Source organism: Pantoea sp. Ft-CA_14 (genome assembly GCF_024520875.1).
Classification (GTDB): Bacteria; Pseudomonadota; Gammaproteobacteria; order Enterobacterales; family Enterobacteriaceae; genus Pantoea; species Pantoea agglomerans.
This window is the reverse complement of sequence record NZ_JALNPM010000010.1, coordinates 23,621-45,117: the sequence shown is the minus strand read 5'-3', so window position 1 is coordinate 45,117 and position 21,497 is coordinate 23,621. Positions and strand designations below refer to the sequence as shown.

Annotated in this window: 18 protein-coding genes; 10 read left to right on the top strand and 8 right to left on the bottom strand. The window is 57.1% G+C overall.

Annotated features, from left to right (window positions below; translation table 11 throughout):
- The 5 genes from bamC (at nucleotide 1) to ypfH (ending at nucleotide 5,642) form a co-directional block, all read left to right on the top strand.
- Entirely contained in the window at nucleotides 1-1,032 is a 1,032-nt protein-coding gene (bamC, locus tag NR195_RS15400; RefSeq protein WP_256844685.1) for an outer membrane protein assembly factor BamC, read from the top strand.
- 145 nt (nucleotides 1,033-1,177) lie between these two features.
- A complete protein-coding gene (purC, locus tag NR195_RS15395) occupies nucleotides 1,178-1,891 on the top strand; it encodes a phosphoribosylaminoimidazolesuccinocarboxamide synthase (protein WP_010260002.1) in 714 nt (237 codons plus the stop codon).
- A 130-nt stretch (nucleotides 1,892-2,021) separates the two neighbouring features.
- Nucleotides 2,022-2,888: a neutral zinc metallopeptidase gene (locus NR195_RS15390; protein ID WP_010259999.1), complete on the top strand. Its 867-nt coding sequence runs from the start codon at nucleotides 2,022-2,024 to the stop codon at nucleotides 2,886-2,888.
- Complete coding sequence (locus NR195_RS15385; protein ID WP_256844684.1) at nucleotides 2,888-4,888, top strand: tRNA(Met) cytidine acetyltransferase TmcA; 2,001 nt, start codon at nucleotides 2,888-2,890, stop codon at nucleotides 4,886-4,888. The genes NR195_RS15390 and NR195_RS15385 overlap by 1 nt, the downstream gene beginning before the upstream one ends.
- 73 nt (nucleotides 4,889-4,961) lie before the next feature.
- The gene (gene ypfH / locus NR195_RS15380; RefSeq protein ID WP_010259992.1) at nucleotides 4,962-5,642 is read left to right on the top strand and encodes an esterase; all 681 of its coding nucleotides are present in this window, start codon (nucleotides 4,962-4,964) and stop codon (nucleotides 5,640-5,642) included.
- A 93-nt stretch (nucleotides 5,643-5,735) separates the two neighbouring features.
- Here ypfH and NR195_RS15375 read toward each other — a convergent pair whose 3' ends face one another.
- Genes NR195_RS15375 through NR195_RS15365 form a run of 3 tightly spaced genes read right to left on the bottom strand, consistent with a single transcriptional unit; the run spans nucleotide 5,736 to nucleotide 7,444 of the window.
- Complete coding sequence (locus tag NR195_RS15375; protein ID WP_003848800.1) at nucleotides 5,736-5,924, bottom strand: YpfN family protein; 189 nt, start codon at nucleotides 5,922-5,924, stop codon at nucleotides 5,736-5,738.
- Between the two features lie 22 nt (nucleotides 5,925-5,946).
- Complete coding sequence (dapE, locus tag NR195_RS15370) at nucleotides 5,947-7,074, bottom strand: succinyl-diaminopimelate desuccinylase (RefSeq protein ID WP_010671351.1); 1,128 nt, start codon at nucleotides 7,072-7,074, stop codon at nucleotides 5,947-5,949.
- Between the two features lies 1 nt (nucleotide 7,075).
- Entirely contained in the window at nucleotides 7,076-7,444 is a 369-nt protein-coding gene (locus tag NR195_RS15365; protein ID WP_158131458.1) for an ArsC family reductase, read from the bottom strand.
- Between the two features lie 284 nt (nucleotides 7,445-7,728).
- Here NR195_RS15365 and NR195_RS15360 point away from each other — a divergent pair, with 284 nt between their 5' ends.
- Nucleotides 7,729-7,920, top strand: a complete 192-nt coding sequence (locus NR195_RS15360) for a hypothetical protein (protein ID WP_010259981.1) — start codon at nucleotides 7,729-7,731, stop codon at nucleotides 7,918-7,920.
- A 105-nt stretch (nucleotides 7,921-8,025) separates the two neighbouring features.
- Here NR195_RS15360 and acrD read toward each other — a convergent pair whose 3' ends face one another.
- The 3 genes from acrD to narQ form a co-directional block, all read right to left on the bottom strand.
- Complete coding sequence (gene acrD, locus NR195_RS15355) at nucleotides 8,026-11,142, bottom strand: multidrug efflux RND transporter permease AcrD (protein WP_256844683.1); 3,117 nt, start codon at nucleotides 11,140-11,142, stop codon at nucleotides 8,026-8,028.
- A 167-nt stretch (nucleotides 11,143-11,309) separates the two neighbouring features.
- Complete coding sequence (narL, locus tag NR195_RS15350; RefSeq protein ID WP_010259976.1) at nucleotides 11,310-11,939, bottom strand: two-component system response regulator NarL; 630 nt, start codon at nucleotides 11,937-11,939, stop codon at nucleotides 11,310-11,312.
- A 137-nt stretch (nucleotides 11,940-12,076) separates the two neighbouring features.
- Nucleotides 12,077-13,765, bottom strand: a complete 1,689-nt coding sequence (gene narQ / locus NR195_RS15345; protein ID WP_256844682.1) for a nitrate/nitrite two-component system sensor histidine kinase NarQ — start codon at nucleotides 13,763-13,765, stop codon at nucleotides 12,077-12,079.
- A gap of 254 nt (nucleotides 13,766-14,019) precedes the next feature.
- Here narQ and NR195_RS15340 point away from each other — a divergent pair, with 254 nt between their 5' ends.
- The 4 genes from NR195_RS15340 to NR195_RS15325 all read left to right on the top strand — a co-directional run bounded on the left by NR195_RS15340 (nucleotide 14,020) and on the right by NR195_RS15325 (nucleotide 18,051).
- On the top strand, nucleotides 14,020-14,292 hold the full coding sequence (locus NR195_RS15340; RefSeq protein WP_010671356.1) for a DUF1471 domain-containing protein: 273 nt from the start codon (nucleotides 14,020-14,022) through the stop codon (nucleotides 14,290-14,292).
- Nucleotides 14,293-14,570: 278 nt separating this feature from the next.
- Nucleotides 14,571-16,067, top strand: a complete 1,497-nt coding sequence (gene ansP / locus NR195_RS15335; RefSeq protein ID WP_010259970.1) for an L-asparagine permease — start codon at nucleotides 14,571-14,573, stop codon at nucleotides 16,065-16,067.
- 142 nt (nucleotides 16,068-16,209) lie between these two features.
- Complete coding sequence (gene nudK, locus NR195_RS15330) at nucleotides 16,210-16,788, top strand: GDP-mannose pyrophosphatase NudK (RefSeq protein WP_061901209.1); 579 nt, start codon at nucleotides 16,210-16,212, stop codon at nucleotides 16,786-16,788.
- 189 nt (nucleotides 16,789-16,977) lie between these two features.
- The gene (locus NR195_RS15325; protein ID WP_010259965.1) at nucleotides 16,978-18,051 is read left to right on the top strand and encodes a DUF1176 domain-containing protein; all 1,074 of its coding nucleotides are present in this window, start codon (nucleotides 16,978-16,980) and stop codon (nucleotides 18,049-18,051) included.
- Here NR195_RS15325 and ampH read toward each other — a convergent pair.
- Together ampH and tkt are read right to left on the bottom strand one after the other, a co-directional pair.
- Complete coding sequence (ampH, locus tag NR195_RS15320) at nucleotides 18,048-19,211, bottom strand: D-alanyl-D-alanine-carboxypeptidase/endopeptidase AmpH (RefSeq protein ID WP_010259962.1); 1,164 nt, start codon at nucleotides 19,209-19,211, stop codon at nucleotides 18,048-18,050. The genes NR195_RS15325 and ampH overlap by 4 nt on opposite strands.
- Nucleotides 19,212-19,467: 256 nt before the next feature.
- Nucleotides 19,468-21,468, bottom strand: coding sequence for a transketolase (gene tkt, locus NR195_RS15315; RefSeq protein WP_256844681.1), 2,001 nt, complete (start codon nucleotides 21,466-21,468; stop codon nucleotides 19,468-19,470).
- Nucleotides 21,469-21,497: the final 29 nt, after the last annotated feature.

The window sequence follows — 21,497 nt, the reverse complement described above, 5'->3', positions numbered from 1 at the left end:
ATGAATTACTCAGTAAAGCGGTCAACAGTAGCCACAGTGGTGGGGCTTTCTACCCTGATGCTGTTGTCGGCCTGTTCAAGCGATCAGCGTTATAAGCGCCAGGTCAGCGGTGACGAATCTTATCTTGAAGCCAGTCAGTTAAATGAACTGAAAGCGCCTGCCGGAATGATCCTGCCGGTGCAGCGTGGTGATTTCGACGTGCCGCGCACGACCAGTCAGGCACCCACCGGCAAGCAGCTCGACATCCGTCCGCCAGCCCAGCCGCTGGCGCTGATGAACGGCACCCGCGCACAGTTCAGCAACAATACCGGCGCGCTGATGATTGATAACAGCCGCGGTTCAGTCTGGTCGCAGGTCGTCAACGTGGTGCAGTCTTACAAATTCCCGATTGCTTCCCGTAATGACGCAGGCCAGCAGCTGACGACGGACTGGGTGCAGTGGAACCGTGCTGATGAAGATCAGCAGTATCGTGGCCGCTACCAGATCAGCGTGCAGTCGCAGAGCTATCAGCAGCAGTTAACCGTTCGTCTGCTGGAGCTGCAGCAGGATGGTAAAACCATTACCTCACCTGTGCAGATCCAGCGTTACACCGCGCAGATGCTGAATGACATCAGCACCGGTATGGACAAGATTGATACGGCGAGTGAAAACGCGGCCTCTGGTCGGGTGAATGGGGCCATTGATGTGCAGAGCGGTGCAGATGATACCGGCCTGCCACTGCTGATCCTGCGTACGCCATACAACGTGGCATGGCAGCGTCTGCCTGATGCAATGAAACGCGTCGGGATGGAAGTGACCGACACGACCCGCTCAACCGGCAGCATGAAGGTGACCTACAAGTCACTGAGCAGCAGCGACTGGGATTCAGTCGGTGCGAAAGATCCGGAATTACTAAACGGTGATTACAAAGTGCAGGTCGGCGATCTCGACAACCGCACCAGTCTGCAATTCATCGACCCGAAAGGGCATGTGCTGACCCAGTCGCAGAACGATGCGCTGGTGGCCGTGTTCCAGGCGGCGCTGAACAAATAAAGTTGCCACAGGCCGGAGATTCTCCGGCCTTTTTATTTTGTTTTTGGCATAATAGCGCGCGGCGAAGTAAACGATTGCGTCAAGGCAATCGCCGCAGCGGCACTGGCCGCTGAACACCCGTTATTTCAAGTCTGGAGTGAACAAGATGCAAAAGCGAGCTGAGTTGTATCGCGGTAAAGCGAAAACCGTATACAGCACCGATAACCCGGATCTGCTGATACTCGAATTCCGCAACGATACGTCAGCAGGTGATGGCGCCCGAATCGAGCAATTTGATCGCAAGGGAATGGTTAACAACAAGTTTAACCATTTTATCATGACTAAATTGCAGGAAGCGGGTATCCCGACCCAGATGGAAGCGCTGCTGTCAGATACTGAAGCGCTGGTGAAGAAGCTGGAGATGGTGCCGGTAGAGTGCGTGGTACGTAACCGCGCCGCAGGCTCGCTGGTAAAACGTCTGGGCGTGGAAGAGGGCATTGTGCTCAATCCGCCGCTGTTTGATCTTTTCCTGAAAGATGATGCAAAGCATGACCCGATGGTCAATGAATCCTACTGCGAAACCTTTGGCTGGGTCAGCAAACAGAACCTGGCGCGGATGCAGGAGCTGACCTTTAAAGCCAACGAGGTGCTGAGCAAACTGTTCGACGATGCGGGTCTGATTCTGGTCGACTTCAAACTGGAGTTTGGTCTGTTTAACGGCGAAGTGACGCTGGGCGATGAGTTTTCGCCAGACGGTGCGCGCCTGTGGGACAAAGAGACGCTGGATAAAATGGATAAAGACCGTTTCCGCCAGAGCCTCGGCGGCGTGGTGGAAGCCTATGAAGCGGTTGCACAGCGGCTGGGCGTGAAGCTCGACTGAGTTTGCCTGCCGCGCAGAAAGAAAAAGGAGAGCCCCGGCTCTCCTTTTTTCATTTCAGGGTAAAGCTGGTGATTGCTGCCTCACACAACTAAAATCATGCCATCTGAAAAAATGACTGAGGGAATACAGCATGCGCTGGCAAGGGCGTCGCGAAAGCGACAATGTAGAGGACCGTCGCGATCAATCGTCCGGTTTAGGCGGCGGAGGCCGCCAGATTCGTCTGCCGCGCGGTAAAGGCGGTATTGTGCTGCTGATTGTCGTGGCCATCGCGGGTTATTACGGTTACGACCTGACCGCACTGCTGACAGGCGGCGAAGTTGCACCGACCAGCCAGCAGCAACAGCGCAGCGTCAGCGCCAATGATGATGAGGCTGCGAAATTCACGAAGGTGATCCTGGCCACCACGGAAGACACCTGGGGCAAACTGTTCCAGCAGATGAACAAACAGTATGTGGCACCGAAGCTGGTGATGTATCGCGGCGCAACCCGCACCGGCTGTGGTACCGGACAGTCAGTCATGGGGCCGTTCTACTGTCCTGCCGATCAGACCGTCTACATCGACCTCTCTTTTTATGACGAGATGAAAACCAAACTTGGCGCGGACGGTGACTTCGCCCAGGGCTATGTCGTCGCGCATGAAGTTGGCCACCATGTCCAGAAACTACTGGGTATTGAACCGAAAGTGCGTGAAATGCAGCAGGGTGCCAGCCAGACGCAGGTTAATCAGCTCTCCGTCAAAATGGAACTGCAGGCGGACTGTTTTGCCGGTGTCTGGGGACACTATATGCAGCAGGAAAATATCCTTGAAGCGGGCGATCTGCAGGAAGCGCTGAATGCCGCCGAGGCAATTGGCGATGACCGCCTGCAGCAGAAAGGTCAGGGCCGCGTAGTGCCGGACAGCTTCACCCACGGCACGTCTGAGCAGCGCTACACCTGGTTCAAGCGCGGGTTTGATGGTGGCAATCCAGGACAGTGCAACACCTTCGCCAGCAACTAATGAGTCTGCAGCCTCTTACGCAGCTTATGCAGCAGGCCGGTGTGCGTCGTCTGGCGGTGATCAGCGGCGACCCGGCCTGGTGTTTACTACGGGCTGCGGCGTGGCGTGAAACGCTGACCGGCGACTGGCTGGCGTTGAGCCCGGAACCGCTGTTCTCTGCTTCGGATAAAGGCCCGGATCACGATAAAACGCCGGTCCTGCACAAACAGCCTGCTGCGGTGCGCACGCTGCTTGGTCGTGAATTTCGTCATGCTCTGTTTGACGCCCGTCAGGGCTTTCATGCCGACGCTTTCGCTGCGCTGGCTGGCACGCTCACCGCCGGTAGCTGGCTGTTACTGCTGGTGCCGCCCTGGGAACAGTGGGCGCAGCAGCCTGACAGCGACAGCCTGCGCTGGGCCGATGTCGCTGAACCCATCGCCACCCCTTATTTTGTTCACCACCTGCAACAGCTGATTTTAGCGGATGACCAGGTGCTGCTGGAGCGGCAGCATCAGCCATGCCGGTTTCCGGCGCAGCCGGACTGGCCGCAGTGGCACTGTCAGGCACCGCAGCAGCAGCAGGCGATACTCGATCAGTTGATGAGGCTGCCATCGGGAGTTGCCGTGCTGACCGCGCCCCGTGGACGCGGTAAATCGGCGCTGGCGGGCATGCTGGCACAATTGAACGGACATTGTCTGGTGACGGCTCCGGCCAAAGCCTCAACGGAGGTACTGAGCACCTTCGCCGCTGACGCTTTTCACTTTATGGCACCCGATGCGCTGCTGGCGCTGGAGACGCCGCCGCAGGCGGAATGGCTGATTGTGGATGAAGCGGCGGCGATCCCGGCACCGCTGCTGCAGGCGCTGGTCAGTCGATATCCCCGCGTATTGCTCACCACCACCGTACAGGGCTACGAAGGAAGCGGGCGCGGGTTTATCCTTAAATTCTGCGCCGGGCTTCCTGATGCACACTATTTTACGCTCGATGAGCCGCTGCGCTGGTCGCGTTTCGACCCGCTGGAGCAGTGGCTGAACCAGGCGCTGCTGTTTGAGGATGCCGCCGCGACCGCCCCCGATTATCCTGTAACGCCTCATCGTGTTGAGCGCCACGATTTCAGCGCGCTGGAGGCCGCGTATCGTCTGCTGACCAGTGCGCACTATCGTACCTCGCCGCTTGATCTGCGCCGTCTGCTGGATGCACCCGGTATGCAGTTGTGGCAGGCTGGCGATGCGCCGGCGTTACAGGGCGCGCTCTGGCTGGTGGAAGAGGGCGGTCTTGAACCTGCTCTGGCACAGGCGGTCTGGGCGGGCACCCGGCGACCTCGCGGGAATCTGGTGGCGCAGTCGCTGGCAGCCCACGCCGGTCTGGCTGAGGCGGCGACATTGCGCTCGCTGCGCATCAGCCGTATTGCCGTGGCGGCGGAGCGGCGTCGTCTGGGAACCGGACAGCAGCTGGTTGCGGCAGCGGCCAGTGCGGCCGTCGGATATGACTACCTCTCCGTCAGCTTTGGCTACACTGAACCTCTCTGGGCGTTCTGGCGCGCCTGTGGCTTTAGCCTGGTGCGGATTGGTAGCCAGCGCGAAGCCAGCAGCGGCTGCTACGCGGCGATGGCCATGTTGCCCTGTTCTGCTGCGGGTGAGGCATTGCAGCACCGCGCGGCAGAACAGCTGGCGCGAGACTGGCCACTGTTGCGCCAGCATATCGCACTGGAACTGCAGTTTGATCAGGTTACTGACGACGGATTGACCGCGCAGGATATTCGTCTGGCGGCGGGTTTTGCCTGGGCGCAGCGGCCACTGGAAGCAAGCCTGCCGGTGTTGCAGCGTCTGGTGCAGGCCAGTTCAGCCTCTGTACCGCTGCTGGCCGCGGCGGTAGCCACACCCACAGCCCTGAGCGAACTGGCCCAGCAGGCGGGAGTGAGCGGGCGCAAAGCGCTAGTCGCAGCGCTGCGTCAGCAGGCGGCAGCGGCCCTCCAGACACTGGGCGTTGATGCAGCCTTGCTGCACCTGCCGTTGAAATAATTCGACCAGCTGGTTCAAATTATCCTCATATGATTTTATGCCAGGCGGCGTAGAGTGAACACAGGAGGTCAACATGACACTGAAATATGTAATCGTTCAACAGCCTGCCACCACAGCACAGCTGTTTCTGCTCTACCATGGCGTTGGCGATAACCCGGATTCAATGGGCGAGATTGGCAACTGGTTTGCCCGAACGTTTCCCGACGCGCTGGTGGTGTCCGTCGGCTCGCCTGGTGCGAGTCGTCAGTGGTTCGGCGAAACCGACCTGCACGATCAGACCGTCCAGCAGCGGGTTGATGCGGCCATGCCGCAGTTTGTTGGGTCTGTGCGTCACTGGCAAAAAAAGAGCAGCGTGCGGCCGGAAGCGACAGCCTTAATCGGCTTTTCGCAGGGCGGCAGTATGGTGCTGGAAGGGGTTAAGGCGCATCCGGATCTGGCGGGCCGCGCGGTGGTGTTTAATGGCCGGTTTATTACCCTGCCGGAGAAGGCCAGTACCCGCACCACCATCCACCTGATCCACGGTGATTATGATGAGCAGGTCCCGCTGCACCATGCGCAGCAGGCGGAGCATCGGCTGACCGCCTGCGGTGGCGACGTTACCCTGGATATCGTTGACGATCTCGAGCACGCCATCGATCACCGCAGCATGGAACTGGCGCTGAATCATCTGCGTTATACGGTGCCAAAACGCTACTTTGATGAGGCGTTAAGCGGCGCAAAACCGGGTGACGATGATGTTATCGTGATGATGTAAAAAAGCCCCTGCGCAAGCTCGATCTTAACGCTGATGAGAGCTGACTTTGTGAAGAACCATAAAAAAGCCCCTGCATAGCAGGGGCTTTTTCGTTTACTTCTTCTTCGGCCAGTTGTCGTCGTCATCCCATTTATCGTTGAAATCACGATGCGGCGGCAGGTCAGGTTTGTTATCCATAAATTTTTTATGATCGATGCGTTTCAGATCTTTATAAACGTTCATCAGCACGCCAACCATCAGCAGGATCACCAGGATCCACCAGTAATCTTTAATAAATTCCATTTGCTGCTCCTTAAAACCGCCGTCAGGCGATCAGTTGTTCCATGATGCGTTGGTACATCCGGCTCAGCATCTGCAGGTCGGAGGCTTTCACACACTCATTGATTTTATGAATGGTGGCATTCACTGGCCCCAGTTCCACCACCTGTGCACCCATCCGGGCAATAAAGCGGCCATCGGAGGTTCCGCCCGTGGTCAGCAGCTGCGGCTTAATTTCATTATAGTGCGCTACAGCTTTCACGACGGCATCAACCAGCTTACCGCGCGTGGTCAGGAAGGGCTGGCCAGAGAGTTTCCACTCAATGGTGTAGCGCAACTGGTGACGATCCAGCAGCTCTGCGACCCGCTGACGAATCATCTCATCGGTGAGTTCGGTGCTGAAGCGGAAGTTAAACTGCACAAACAGCTCGCCGGGGATCACATTGTTACTGCCGGTACCCGCCTGGACGTTGGCAATCTGCATGCTGGTCGCCGGAAAGAACTCATTCCCCTGATCCCACTCGGTCGCGACCAGCTCGTTCAGCGCTGGCATCGCCCGGTGAACCGGGTTATCCGCCAGATGCGGATAAGCGACGTGGCCCTGCACGCCATGCACCATCAGGTTAGCGGTGATTGAGCCGCGACGGCCATTTTTCACCACATCACCCACCACTTCTGTGCTGGAGGGCTCGCCGACCAGGCAATAGTCGAGCCGTTCGCGGCGCGCCATCAGCCGTTCAACCACTTTAACCGTGCCGTTGGCCCCGCTGGCCTCTTCATCAGAGGTAATCATAAAGGCGAGTCGCCCGCGGTGATTGGGACGTACTGCAACAAAACGTTCGGCAGCCACCACCATTGCCGCCAGCGATCCTTTCATGTCGGCCGCGCCGCGGCCAAACAGCATGCCGTCGCGGATGGTGGGTTCAAATGGCGGATTAATCCATCGGCTGGCATCGCCAGGCGGCACCACATCGGTGTGACCGGCAAACGCCAGCGTTTCACCTTCGCCACGGGTGGCCCAGAAATTCAGGGTGTCGTCGATGTTCATCGTTTCAATCTTAAAGCCAATGGCTTCAAGACGGGCGATCAGCAGAGCCTGACATCCGGCATCATCGGGGCTGAGAGAGGGGCGACGAATAAGCTGCTGCGTCAGCTCAATGACCGGGCAAAACATATTATGACTTCTCCTGGATAGCATTCTGATAGGTGGCTTCGCTGAAACCGGCGAGCAGGGCGCCATCCGGGGCGCGCAACAGCGGACGCTTAATCATGGCGGGATGCGCCAGCATCAGCGCTTTGGCGCTGCTGGCATCGGTAACCGCGTCGCGATCACTCTCAGGCAATTTACGCCAGGTGGTGCCCCGGGTGTTAAGCAGAGCCTGATAACCCAGTGCATCGATAAACTCCTGCAGCAGGGCATCGTTCAGGCCATCCGCACGGTAGTCGTGGAAGTGATAGTCAACGCCTGCGTCTGCTAAAAAGCGCCGGGCTTTTTTTATGGTGTCGCAATTTTTAATCCCGAACATCACCCACTGCGTGCTCATTGCCCGATCCTTATTGTCCTGTGAGAAGTAAAAGCTGAAAAAAGCAGCCAAAGTGCGAGTTTACCATAGTGTGATCCGTTGCGGCATCTGCACAGGCGCGGGAATCGGGCCACAGAGCACGGCAGCAAGGTCATCGTCCGGCATCGGGTAAACGCTATCAATTTCGCAGCTAACCATTACCCTGCTTATCAATAAGAGCTTAGGAATTTCGCCATGTTGATAAAATAGTCTACCGCTGGGTTTAAAATAAATTATTTTCAACGGGGTTAAGGAGTTGCTGAAGTGTGCGTCAGCTTGCAAAACCAGCAACATTCATGTTTTTATGGCGTATGCCGATAGATATAACAGGTGTAAACGTATTCACCTGTATAAAAAAAGAGCGTAACATTGCCAGCACAATAAGAGAGGGCATTATGATTGACACCGAAATGGGAACCTGGAAAGAATTTATCGAAGCGATGTTACGCAACAAGTAACGCGCGAAGAAAAAAGCAGGTTAATCCCGCTTGCTGGAATTCTTACCACACACAGAAATAAGGCGGCCACTGATATCAGTGACCGCTTTTTATTTGCGCCTCTACTTAGTCGAGCGGCTTCTCTTTGAGCGGGAAGCGGCGGCGTACCAGCACAAAGAACAGCGGCACAAAAAAGATCGCCAGCAGTGTGGCAGAGATCATTCCGCCCATCACACCGGTTCCCACGGCATGCTGGCTGCCGGAGCCCGCTCCGCTGCTGATCGCCATGGGCAGTACACCAAAGATAAAGGCCAGCGAGGTCATCAGAATCGGCCGCAGGCGCTGACGCGATGCCTCCAGCGTAGATTCCACCAGCTCGCGTCCACGGGTGTTGATCTCATTAGCAAATTCTACAATCAGGATGGCGTTTTTGGCGGATAACCCCACTACCGTCAGCAGGCCAACCTGGAAATAGACGTCATTTTCCAGCCCACGCATCCAGGTGGCGATTAGCGCCCCGACCACGCCCAGCGGCACTACCAGCATCACCGAGAACGGGATCGACCAGCTTTCATACAGCGCGGCAAGGCAGAGAAAGACCACCAGCAGCGAAATCGCATAAAGTGCCGGTGCCTGCGAACCGGAGAGCCGCTCCTGATAAGAGGCACCGGTCCACTGGAACCCGACGCCCAGGGGCAGGGCATTAACCAGTTTTTCCATCTCATTCATCGCCGTGCCACTGCTGACGCCACTGGCCGCTTCGCCGACAATCTCCAGCGACGAATAGCCATTGTAGCGTTCAAGACGTGGGGAACCGGTCTCCCAGCGGCTGGTGGCAAACGCGGAGAAGGGCACCATTTTGCCGCTGCTATTGCGCACGTACCATTTGTTGATGTCGTCTGGCAGCATGCGGAATTCAGCGGCAGCCTGCACATAGACCTTCTTCACCCGGCCACGATCCAGGAAGTCATTCACGTAGCTGGAACCCCACGCGGTGGTCAGGGTGTCGTTGATGGTATCCAGCGACACGCCCAGCGCCTGCGCTTTACGTGCATCAACATCGATCTGCAGCTGCGGGCTGTCATCCAGTCCATTGTGCCGTACCCGCGACAGCGCGTTGTCATTGCCCGCCATCTCCAGCAGTTTGTCACGCATCGCCATCAGTTGGGTATGACCGACGCCCGCGTGATCCTGCAGTTGCAGGTCAAAGCCGGAGCTGCTGCCCATGCCGGTGATGGCTGGCGGGCTGCTGGCAATCACCCGGCCCTCTTTGATCTTCTGAAATGCCTTCGTCGCGCGCTCGATAATCGCGAACGAGGTGCGATCGGCACCGGGCCGCGCTTCCCAGTCTTTCAGCCGCACAAACAGACGCGCCACGTTTTGTCCATTGCCGCCCGGACCTGCGCCGATGGTGGAGAAGACCGACAGCACGTTGGCCTTCTCCTCGGTGAGATAATAGTTTTCGACTTTGGCGACGACGCTGGCAGTTTGCTCGAGCGTCGCGCCTGCCGGAAGCTGAACCTGCGTCAGGAATACGCCGCGATCTTCCAGCGGCAGAAACGACGTCGGCAGACGCAAAAACAGAAAGGCCATCAGGCCGATGATGCCGAGATAGAGCAGCAGCCAGCGACCGCCCTTGCGCAGGATACCCGCGACCCCGCGCTCGTAGCGGTCAGCATTGCGATTAAAGTGACGATTGAACCAGCCGAAGAAGCCGCGACGCTCAGGCTGCTCGCCCTGTGAAACGGGTTTGAGCAGCGTGGCACAGAGCGCCGGTGTCAGGATCATCGCCACCAGCACCGACAGCACCATCGCCGACACAATGGTAATTGAGAACTGACGGTAGATGGCGCCGACGGTACCGCCGAAAAACGCCATCGGCACAAACACCGCAGAGAGCACCAGCGCGATGCCCACCAGCGCGCCCTGAATCTGGCCCATCGATTTTCGGGTGGCGGCACGCGGCGAGAGTCCCTCTTCATGCATGATACGTTCAACGTTTTCCACCACCACGATGGCATCATCCACCAGCAGCCCGATCGCCAGCACCATGGCAAACATGGTCAGGGTATTGATGCTGAACCCGCAGGCATAGAGCACGCTGAAGGTGCCGAACAGCACCACTGGCACTGCAATAGTAGGAATTAAGGTGGCACGGAAGTTCTGCATAAACAGGTACATCACGCCAAATACCAGCACAATCGCCTCCAGCAGTGTCTTCACCACATCGGTGATTGACGCTTTAACGAAAGGGGAGGTTTCATAGGCGATTTTTGCTTCCAGACCGTGCGGAAAGTAGTGGGACAGCTCCTCAATGCGCGCCCGCACCAGCTTATCGGTGTTCATCTCGTTGGCACCGGACGCCAGCTTCACCCCCAGGCCTGACGCGGGCTGGCCGTTGTAACGACTCAGATAATCATACTTCTCAGCGCCCAGCGCCACGCTGGCGACATCGCCCAGCGTCACCACCGAACCATCGGGATTGTTCTTCAGGGTAATCGCCCGGAACTGCTCAGGGGTCTGCAGCATCGACTGGGCGTTGACCGTAGCGTTAAGCGCCTGTTTCTCTACCGACGGCAGGCCACCCACCTGACCCACGGCAACCTGGGTGTTCTGCGACTGGATCGCACTAACCACATCTTCCGTGGTCAGCGAATAGGCGATCAGTTTATTGGGATCGAGCCAGATACGCATCGCATATTGCGAGCCGTAAGCGTCAACCTGGCCGACGCCATCAATACGGCTTAGCGGATCCTGAATATTACTGGCGACATAGTCTGAAATATCCTGCTTATCCATGCTGCCGTCGGTTGAAACGAATGCCACCATCAGAATATTACTGTCACCGGTTTTATTGACGGTCACACCCTGCGACTGCACCGCCTGTGGCAATTTACGCAGTGCGGATTGCAGCTGGTTCTGTACCTGCTGACGGGCTTCATCGGGATTGGTCCCGGCGGTAAAGGTGAGGGTGATCTGTGCCTGGCCGGTGTTGCTGCTGTTAGAGGACATGTACATCAGATTATCGATGCCGGTCATATTCTGCTCGATCACCTGGGTAACGGTGTTTTCCAGCGTCTGGGCGGATGCGCCCGGATAGTTAGCGGTGATGCGCACGTTGGGCGGTGCCAGATCGGGGTACTGTTCAATAGGCAGCGAAATAATCGAAAGCGTGCCACACAGGCACAGCAGAATCGCCAGAACCCAGGCAAAGATAGGGCGGTCGATAAAGAAATTCGACATTAAATCGACACTCCTCACTACTTTTATCGTTGGTCAGGCCCACCAGCAACGGGCGCTCTGGCAGGAAACTCGGCGGGTCTTTGCCACGTTTCTCCGCCGCCGTTTACTCTACGTGCGGCAGCGGGGGAAATCGTGGAGAAATTGAGGAGAAAATGTAAATTCGTTGGCTATTTGCGGCTTTCAAGCCACATCACCGTGGCGGCGACGCGTGAGCGGACATCCAGTTTCCGCAGCAGGTTACGAATGTGCACTTTTACCGTCTCTTCAGAGATATGCAGAATAGCGGCAACCTCTTTATTCGACAGGCCACGCGCCACTTCCTGCAGCACATCCCGTTCGCGCTCTGTGAGCTGACGCAGAGGATCGGCACTGTGCTGGCGATTAGCCAGATAGCGGGTGACGCCCTCGCTGAAGACCTTTTCGCCTCGTGATGCCTGCAGGATATGCGCCAGCAGGACCTCCGGCTCGCTGTCCTTGAGCAGATAGCCGTCAGCACCGGCATCCACCATGGCAAAAATATCGCTGCGGGCGTCAGAAACGGTCAGCACCAGAATGCGCGAACTGATCCCTTCATGGCGCAGCGCCTTCAGCGTATCCAGTCCGGACATGCCTTTCATATTCAGGTCGAGCAGAATGATGTCCGGTTCCTGATGGCGGGCCTCCGCCAGCGCTTCAGTGCCGTTGCTGGCTTCGGCGATCACCTCCAGCCGGGGATCCAGCGCCAGCAGCTGACGGACACCGCGGCGCATCAGCGGGTGGTCATCCACAATCATCAATGTTAATGCGGGCTGTTGCATATTTTCTCCGTTGCATTGGTTTCAGACTGCGGCAGATCAGACGGTATTGTTCAGGGACAACACCCTGTTCTGTATCGAATAGTCCGCGGTCGCAAACCGATAGATTATTTTAATAAATTAAGACCCGCTCTGGCCTGCTATTCCAGCGGGCGCGCCGGTTGCGGTGGAAAGCGCAACGCCACCCTGGTACCCCGTGGCTGTGCGTGGAGGGTCAGATGGCCGCTCAGGCGCTGAGCGCGCTCCGCCATAATAGTCAGGCCGTAATGGCCCGGCGGTTCGTCAGTGCTGTTCATCCCCACGCCATCATCCGTAATCGTCAGTAAGTGCTCACCTTTTTCACTGTGCTGATAATCCACCCGGATAACCTGCGCACTGGCGTGACGAATCGCATTCAGCAGCGCCTCACGGACGATCTGCAACACATGCACCTGCTGTTGTGCTTCCAGACTCTGCAGGCCGGTCTGATAGTTAAAGTGTATCTCTGCACTGCTCTTCTCCTGCAGCGAGGCGATCATCGCCTGCATGGCCGCCACCAGATCCGCCTGCTCAATGGTCAGACGGAAAGTGGTCAGCAGCTCACGCAGCTGACGATAGGCCTCGGCCAGCGCCTGATCGAAGTCCGCGATAATGGTATGGGCGGCGCTATCGTCTTTATCAACGGCGCGGCGCAGCAGGGTCAGCTGAATGCGTAAAAACGAGAGCGACTGCGCCAGCGAGTCATGTAATTCCCGGGCAATGGTCGTGCGCTCTTCAATCAGCAGCATCTGCTGATACTGCTGCTGTGCCTGCCAGATCCAGATAGCCCGTCCCAGCATCGCCGCCAGGCTGCGCATCAGTTCATCCGGAGGCGAGGCACCAGCTGTCTGCCAGCGCAGCTCGCCAATCTGCTGCTCGTCCTGCTGTAACGGCAGACGTTGCCACTGACCGGCTGCCTGATCATCACCGGCACGAAACTGAAACTGGTCGCTGTCGAGCCGGATCGCCGTCAGTTTCTCGCGCGTCAGTACATTGGTTAACACGGCTTCAAACAGTGCCGGATGCAGCGGGCTGGCGGTCAGCATTTGTGAGCTGTCATAGAGTAGCGACAGCGTGCGATTCGCCTGGGTTAAATCTTCTGTTTTGGCGCGCACCGTGCTTTCCAGCAGCTGGTAGTGCGAATGCAGCCGTGCCGCCATGCCGCTGAAGGCATGCGACAGCACCCGCAGTTCATTCTGCTGCTCAACGTGCAGCGGCGGAAAAGCAAAGTTGCCGCTCTCAACATAGCGACTGGCGGTGACAAGCGCATTAAGCGGGCGCACCACCTGCAGTCGGGTAAAGCGAATCGTCATCAGTGCCAGCGCCACAATCGCAATGACCCCCACCAGGCTGCTGGCGGCCACCAGATGCATTTTCAACTCGGTATAGCGTTGCAGACCCAGCACAAAGCGATCGATTTCACCGACGTAGATCGGCACCTGCTGCTGATAAGCCACGGTATCGCCCTGTTGCAACTGTTGCTGCAGCGAGGGCCAGGCGGCACGCAGCCGTTGATAGCGAACACTTACTTCACGGGGTACCCAGGGCCGATCAAGTTTTTGCAGCACCGGGGCATCCAGCGTTTGCTGATAGCGCGCCAGATGATGAGCCAGATTTTGCGGCTGACGGCTGGCATCCCAGGCCATGCGATAGCTCTGCATGCGCAGTGAACCCGCCAGATTGATCGCCTCCGCGTCGCGCTGGCTGCTCAGGAGCGTGACTAATGCCAGACCGGTGGTGAGCAGCGACAGCAGGACAATGGCGCTGAGCGCCTGAGCGATGCTTTGAGTTACGGAACGTTTAACAATCACATGAATGGCCCTGTTGAAAGTGCGGGAATTATAAGAGCGCATTAACGTAACGCAAATGATCCATTCCCTGTTTATCGCACAGGACGTTACACATCGCACATAAAATGACCGCAACTGACAGTTCCCAGGACGTGCTGCTGTTCAACGCTTAAAAAAGGAACAGGTTTACATCGTCCCGATGTTGCTTTTCATTGCAGCGCTAATAATTCATCCAGTCATCAACTCAACCCCGATCACAGATTAAGGAGCATCCAATGAAAAAGCTGAATGCTGTCCTGGCGGGCGCATTACTGGCTACCGCCTCATTTGCCACTTTCGCCGCCGCGCCGGTCGATCAGTCGCAGGCGCAGAGTATGCAGAGCATCGGTAGCGTTTCGGTCTCCGGCGTTCGCGGCTCGCTGGACGATGCGAATCGCCAGCTGTCGCAAAAAGCGGAAGAGATGGGCGCCAGCCATTACCGCGTTATCGGTGTCGATAACCCAGGCGATTCCAGCCTGTGGAGCGGCACCGCAGAGATTTATCGCTAACCCAACCCTCCTGTTTCCATCCCTGTAGCTTTTACCGGCCTGAAAATGGCCGGTTTTTTTGTTTTTGTGCATCAGGATGGATTCTTACAAATCAGCCTGTGCATCTGCCCGGTATATTTTGCTTCGTTCTTGCAGAACGGGTAGGATTCATCGCCGTAAATTCCCGCGCTGTCTGGCACTCACTCACAGGCAAACGCACAGAGGAAAATACCCCATTTCACAGGGCATTACGCCTGAAATGGGGGCGACGACTGATAGTCAGGACAAACAGGAATGCTATGAAATCTAAAAACAAAACCCCAGGCGAGATGCGCGCTGCGAAACGACGCTGGCTCAACTCTCATGACGCCGGCTACCAGAAGGCGATGGGTAACCGTCACGTACAGATGATTGCGATCGGCGGTGCCATCGGTACCGGTTTGTTCCTGGGCGCAGGTGGCCGTTTGCAGGCTGCTGGCCCCGCCTTAGCCATCATCTATCTGGTGTGTGGCATCTTCTCCTTCTTTATTCTGCGTGCGCTGGGCGAACTGGTGTTACACCGTCCCAGCAGCGGCAGCTTCGTCTCCTACGCCCGTGAATTCCTGGGTGAGAAAGCCTCCTACGTGGCGGGCTGGATGTACTTCGTCAACTGGGCAATGACCGGCATCGTCGATATCACCGCCGTCGCGCTCTACATGCACTACTGGGGCGCGTTTGGTGATGTGCCACAGTGGGTCTTCGCCCTGGGCGCGCTGGCGATTGTCGGCACCATGAACATGATCGGCGTAAAGTGGTTTGCCGAGATGGAGTTCTGGTTCGCGCTGGTGAAAGTGCTGGCGATAGTGATCTTCCTGGTGGTGGGCGTGGTATTCCTTGGCACCGGCAAACCGCTGGATGGCAACAGTACCGGCTTCCATCTGATCACCGATAACGGTGGCATGTTCCCGCACGGCTTACTGCCTGCGCTGGTGCTGATTCAGGGTGTAGTGTTCGCCTTTGCCTCTATCGAACTGGTAGGTACGGCGGCCGGCGAATGTAAAGACCCGAAAACCATGCTGCCGAAAGCGATCAATAGCGTGATCTGGCGTATCGGCCTGTTCTACGTTGGCTCGGTGGTCCTGCTGGTGCTGCTGCTGCCGTGGAACGCCTATCAGGCGGGTCAGAGTCCGTTTGTTACCTTCTTCTCGAAGCTGGGCGTGCCTTACGTTGGCAGTATCATGAATATCGTGGTGCTGAGTGCGGCGCTCTCCAGCCTGAACTCGGGCCTCTACTCAACCGGGCGTATTCTGCGCTCCATGTCGATGGGTGGCTCTGCACCGAAATTCATGTCTAAGATGAACGGTCAGCAGGTGCCTTATGCCGGTATTCTGGTGACCATCGCCGTCTATGTGATTGGTGTGGTGCTTAACTACTATGTGCCTTCTCAGGTGTTTGAGATCGTCCTGAACGTCGCCTCGCTGGGGATTATCTCCTCCTGGGCCTTTATCGTGGTTTGTCAGCTGCGTCTGCGCAAAGCCATTAAAGAGGGTAAGGCGGATGATGTCAGCTTCAAGCTGCCAGGCGCGCCGTTTACCTCATGGCTGACGCTGCTGTTCCTGTTCAGCGTGCTGGTGCTGATGGCGTTTGACTACCCGAACGGGACTTACACCATCGCCTCCATTCCGCTGATCGCGGTATTGCTGGTGCTGGGATGGTTTGGCGTGCGTAAGCGTGTTCACGCCATAGCTGAGACCGAACAGGATCATCACGAAGAGGAGCCTCAGCCGACCCGACTGGCTGACGACACCTCGCGCTGATAAGCGCTGCAGCAATCAGGCCAGCCTTCGGGCTGGCTTTTTTTTGGCGTAAACCGCCTCATTCACCGCGAGAATTAAGATAGTTTTCCCGCAAGCTTGCCCCTATGATGAAAGGCTCCCTTTATGCGGTAGCGGAGTCCTCATGTCGTTTAAGATCAACATCATCAAAGATAAGCTCCTGTCCGAAAACTGGTTTGTGCTGCGTAACTACACCTATGAGATCACCGATCGTCGTGGCGAGGTTATCCGCCATAAACGTGAAGTCTACGATCGCGGAAACGGGGCGACCATCCTGCTCTATAACCGTGAAAAGAACAGCGTGGTCCTGACGCGCCAGTTCCGTATCGCCACTTACGTCAACGGTAACGAGGGCGGCATGTTAATTGAAGCCTGTGCCGGCTTGCTGGACGACGACTCTCCGGAAGATTGCATTCGCAAAGAGGCGATTGAAGAGACCGGTTATGCGGTGGGCGACGTGGAGAAACTTTATGCCTGCTATATGTCGCCGGGCGGCGTCACTGAATTGATCCACTTTTTCGCAGCGGAATATAATGAATCGCTGCGCGACAATGCGGGCGGCGGTGTTGAAGATGAGTCGATCGATGTGCTGGAACTGCCTTTCCCTGATGCACTGGCAATGGTCGCCGATGGCCGCATTCGCGACGGCAAAACCGTCATGCTGTTGCAGCATGCGCAGATCGCTGGCTGGCTGATACCATAAAAAATCATGCAGTTAGCCTGTTGCAGCGTGACAGCGTTGAGCGTGGAAAGTGAAGCATAATCCACTTTTCATGCACGCTTTTTAAGCAGTTAACTGCGCTTTTTGCACAGGTTCACAGAATGGGAACCCTGGCAGGCCCGTTGATGCGCTATCCTCTCCACTCTGGGTATTCGGGGATCGATTTTCTTAATGTCGTATTGGATGAAATCGCTGTGGCTGTTGCCGTCTCTGTGGGTTGCCTGTGTTCAGGCGGAACCGTTGCAAAAGTCATTCAACGACTGGCAAATCACCTGCAACAATGAAGCCTTTTGCGTGGCGCGCAATATTCCGGGCGACAAAGGGTTAGTGATGACGATTTCGCGGCATGCGGGCGTCAACGATCGCCCCTTGCTGCGAATCGACTACGGCAGTGCCTACAGTGGCGCGCTGCCTGGCGGTTCGCTTCAGGATAACCTGCTACTGGATCAGCGTCGTCTGAAACCCGACCTCAAACACTGGACGGTTGAACCGCACCATCTCGCCACCAGCAATGCCATCGCAATTGATGAGTTTCTTGATCTGGTGATGGAGGCGAAAACCCTTCAGCTCACTTTCGATCCCAATGCGTTGATCTCCCTGCGCGGCATGAAGGCCGCGCTGTTGCTGATGGATGACACCCAGGGGCGGGTCAACAGCATGAGCGCATGGGTCAAACGTGGCGATCGCGCCAGCTGGGATGTTCCGCCGCCGCCTGCGCTGCCGCCACTGCCGCCTGCTGTCGAGCCACCCGCGGCATTAACACGCGATGAGACCAGCGGATTAATTGATTACGGCACCTGGCGGGTCAATACCGACTCCTGCTCACTCGATCCACTGCGCCGTGAAGTCAGCGTGGCGCCACTCACCGATCAGCGCGCGCTGCTGCTGGTGAGTTGTGAAATGGGAGCTTATAACGTGATCGATCTGGCGTTTGAAGTAACGCGCAGCCAGCCGTATGTCGCGCGCGGCATCACCTTAACTCTGCCGTTTACCCCACCAGGTGCCAGTGATCGGCAGCTTGAGCTGATTAACGCCGAATATGATGCGGCCAGCGGCCAGCTCTACACCTTTGGTAAAGGGCGTGGATTGGGTGACTGTGGCAGTGCCACACGCTGGCAGTTTGATGGCACGCGTTTTGTGTTAGCGGAGTATGCGGAAGAGTCGACCTGTGACGCCTGGCACAGCAGTGATGACTGGCCAACCCTGTGGGTCAGCCAGTCTGACGGTGGCGTACAGCAGCGTTAACGAATCGCCTGCACCATCATCGGTGAGCCAAGCTGATTACCGACCAGTTCGGCCAGCATATTATTCACGCCGTCGCTCATTGGCGTAAAGCGGGTCAGCGGCGAGCGTGTCACCACCACAAATACCCCCACGTTATGCTGCGGCACCATCGCCATATAGGTGATGAAACCGCCACCGCCGCCGGTTTTCTGAATAATGCCAGGGCGACCATTTTTCGGCCCCATAAAGACCCAGCCCATCCCCAGCGCATCCGCTTTACCCGGCACATCCATGCCTTCTACTTTGCTCAGCTGATCGCGACGATAGATCAGCGTCTGCAGTCGATCGATCTGCGGCGTGCGGTGGTTAACCGAAGAGTTTAGGAACTGCTGCATCCAGCGGCCCATATCATCCGGCGTGGAGTAAACGCCGCCGCTGCCAATCGCCGCCAGGGTGTTATTGCACGGACTGGCCCCTTTTTCCGCCACCATCAGGCGTCCGCACTGCTCAGGCGACGGCGTAAACGTCGTGTCCTTCATGCCGAGCGGGCGGGTAATCAGCTGCTGAAACAGCGCCGGATAGGGTTTGCCGGTGGCGCGCGACAGCGCATCACCCAGCAGATCGTAGCCCAGGTTGGAGTAGGCGGCACTGCTGCCCGGCGCCGCTTTGAGGTTAGCGCGCGACAGCCACGCCCAGCGTTCACCACGGGTCGGCCAGACAAATACCGGACGCTGCGCTTTGCCGCCTGGCTGTTCGCGCGGCAGTCCGCTGGTGTGGGTCGAGAGATTGATCAGGCGAATGGGCTGACCATTGTAGGTGGGCACGCGTGAACCCGGCGGCGCATATTTACTCAGGGGATCGTCGAGGCGGATCTGTCCGCGCTCAGCCAGCTTCACCATCACTTCACTGGTCATCAGCTTACTCAGCGAGGCGATGCGAATCAGCGAATCTTTCTGCGGACGGACATTGTTGCCGGGACGGGTTTCACCAAAGCTGGCGAACACCCGCTGATTACCATCAATCGCCACCAGTGCCATGCCGGTTGCACCGCTGCCGTAAAAGATATGTTCCGCATAGCGATCAACAATCTGAGAGGCCAGCAGCGGATCGGGCGCGACCTGCGCCATGCTTTTTAATGGAAGCAGTGAAACCATCAGGGCCAGTAAATAGGGTGTGCGCATGTTCAACGGAAGTGGCTTCGCTATAAAATCGGAGGAAATCTGCCTTCACTCATCGGGATGCATCAGGACAGAACCGCGTTATCCCGGCAGAACAACAGCAGGAACAGACGGACAGCCAGCGCACAGGCAGCATTAAGTATGACGGCTCTATAGTAATGAGTTTGCGCAGGGCGGGAAGAGGGGAATGGAGTTTTTTTTATGTATCAGGCTATAAGTGGAAATGGCCCTTCCCGGTGAGCCGGGAAGGGCATAAGCATTAAACTGGCTTGAGTAATGCTTCAGCGTGGCTGACGATATTCTCAACCGTGAAGCCAAACTCCGGGAACAGCTGACTGGCCGGGGCGGATTCACCAAAGGTGGTCATACCGACAATCGCACCGTCCAGACCGACATACTTGAACCAGTAGTCAGCAATACCCGCTTCTACCGCCACACGCGCTTTCACGCCGCTTGGCAGTACGGATTCGCGGTAAGCGGCATCCTGCGCATCAAACAGGTCAGTAGAAGGCAGTGAAACCACCCGCACCTTGTGACCGCCTGAAGTGAGCTTATCCGCTGCACCCAGGGTGATCTCAATCTCTGAACCGGTCGCGATCAGAATCACTTCTGGTGTGCCGTCGCAATCCTTCAGCACGTAGCCGCCGCATTTGATGTTTTCGATCTGCTCCGGGGTACGTTCCGGCTGCAGCAGATTCTGACGCGAAAGGATCAGCGCAGTCGGGCCGTGATGACGTTCGACGGCGGCTTTCCACGCTACGGCCGTTTCGACCTGATCGCACGGACGCCATACGCTCATATTTGGCGTCAGACGCAGGCTGGCGATCTGCTCTACCGGCTGGTGCGTCGGGCCATCTTCGCCCAGACCGATGGAGTCATGGGTGTAGACCAGAATCTGTCGTGCCTTCATCAGCGCAGCCATACGCGCGGCGTTTCGCGCATATTCGACAAACATCAGGAAGGTTGCGGTGTAGGGAACGAAACCGCCATGGTGCGCGATACCGTTACCAATCGCCGTCATACCAAATTCACGCACGCCGTAGTGAATATAGTTACCGGCCGGATCCTCTTTGATCGATTTAGAACCTGACCAGATGGTGAGGTTACTCGGTGCCAGGTCAGCAGAACCGCCGAGGAACTCCGGCAGCATTTTGCCGTAGGCTTCCAGCGAGTTTTGTGACGCTTTACGGCTGGCGATTTTCTGCGGGTTAGCCTGCAACTCCTGAATGAACCGGGTCGCTTCGGTTTCCCAGTTGGCGGGCATTTCGCCATTCATCCGGCGCTCATACTCTTTCGCCAGCTCTGGATGGGCTTCTTTGTAAGCCGCAAATTTTGCATCCCAGGCTTTTTCACGTTCAGCACCCGCCGCTTTGGCATCCCACTGCTGGTAGATTTCAGCCGGGATCTCAAACGCCGGATAGTTCCAGCCGAGCTGTTTGCGGGTCAGGGCAACTTCTGCCTCACCCAGCGCCGCGCCGTGCGACTCCTCTTTACCGGCTTTGTTCGGCGAACCGAAACCGATAATGGTGCGGCAGATAATCAGTGAAGGCTTATCGGTGACACTCTGCGCTTCTTTGATCGCCTCACGAATGGCATCAGCGTCATGGCCGTCGATATCGCCAATCACATGCCAGTTGTAGGACTCAAAACGTTTATGGGTGTCGTCAGTAAACCAGCCTTCGGTCTCGCCATCGATCGAGATACCGTTATGGTCATAGAAGCCGATCAGTTTGCCGAGACCCAGGGTCCCCGCCAGTGAACAGACTTCGTGCGAGATGCCTTCCATCAGACAGCCATCGCCCATAAACACATAGGTGTGGTGATCGACAATCTCATGATCCGGACGGTTAAACTGCGCGGCCAGCGTGTGTTCTGCAATGGCTAAGCCCACGGCGTTAGCCAGTCCCTGACCCAGCGGGCCGGTGGTGGTTTCAACGCCTGGGGTGTAGCCGATTTCCGGGTGACCTGGCGTTTTAGAGTGCAGCTGACGGAAATTTTTCAACTCTTCAATCGGCAGGTCATAACCGCTCAGGTGCAGCAGGCTATAGAGCAGCATCGAGCCGTGGCCGTTGGAGAGGATAAAGCGGTCGCGATCAAGCCAGGCGGGATTGGTCGGATTATGCTGGAGGAAGTCGCGCCACAACACTTCGGCGATATCGGCCATTCCCATTGGCGCTCCGGGGTGGCCTGAATTTGCCTTCTGTACCGCATCCATGCTCAGTGCACGAATCGCGTTTGCCAACTCTCTGCGTGAGGACATAAAGTTCTCCCTTGTTATGCATCAGGGCG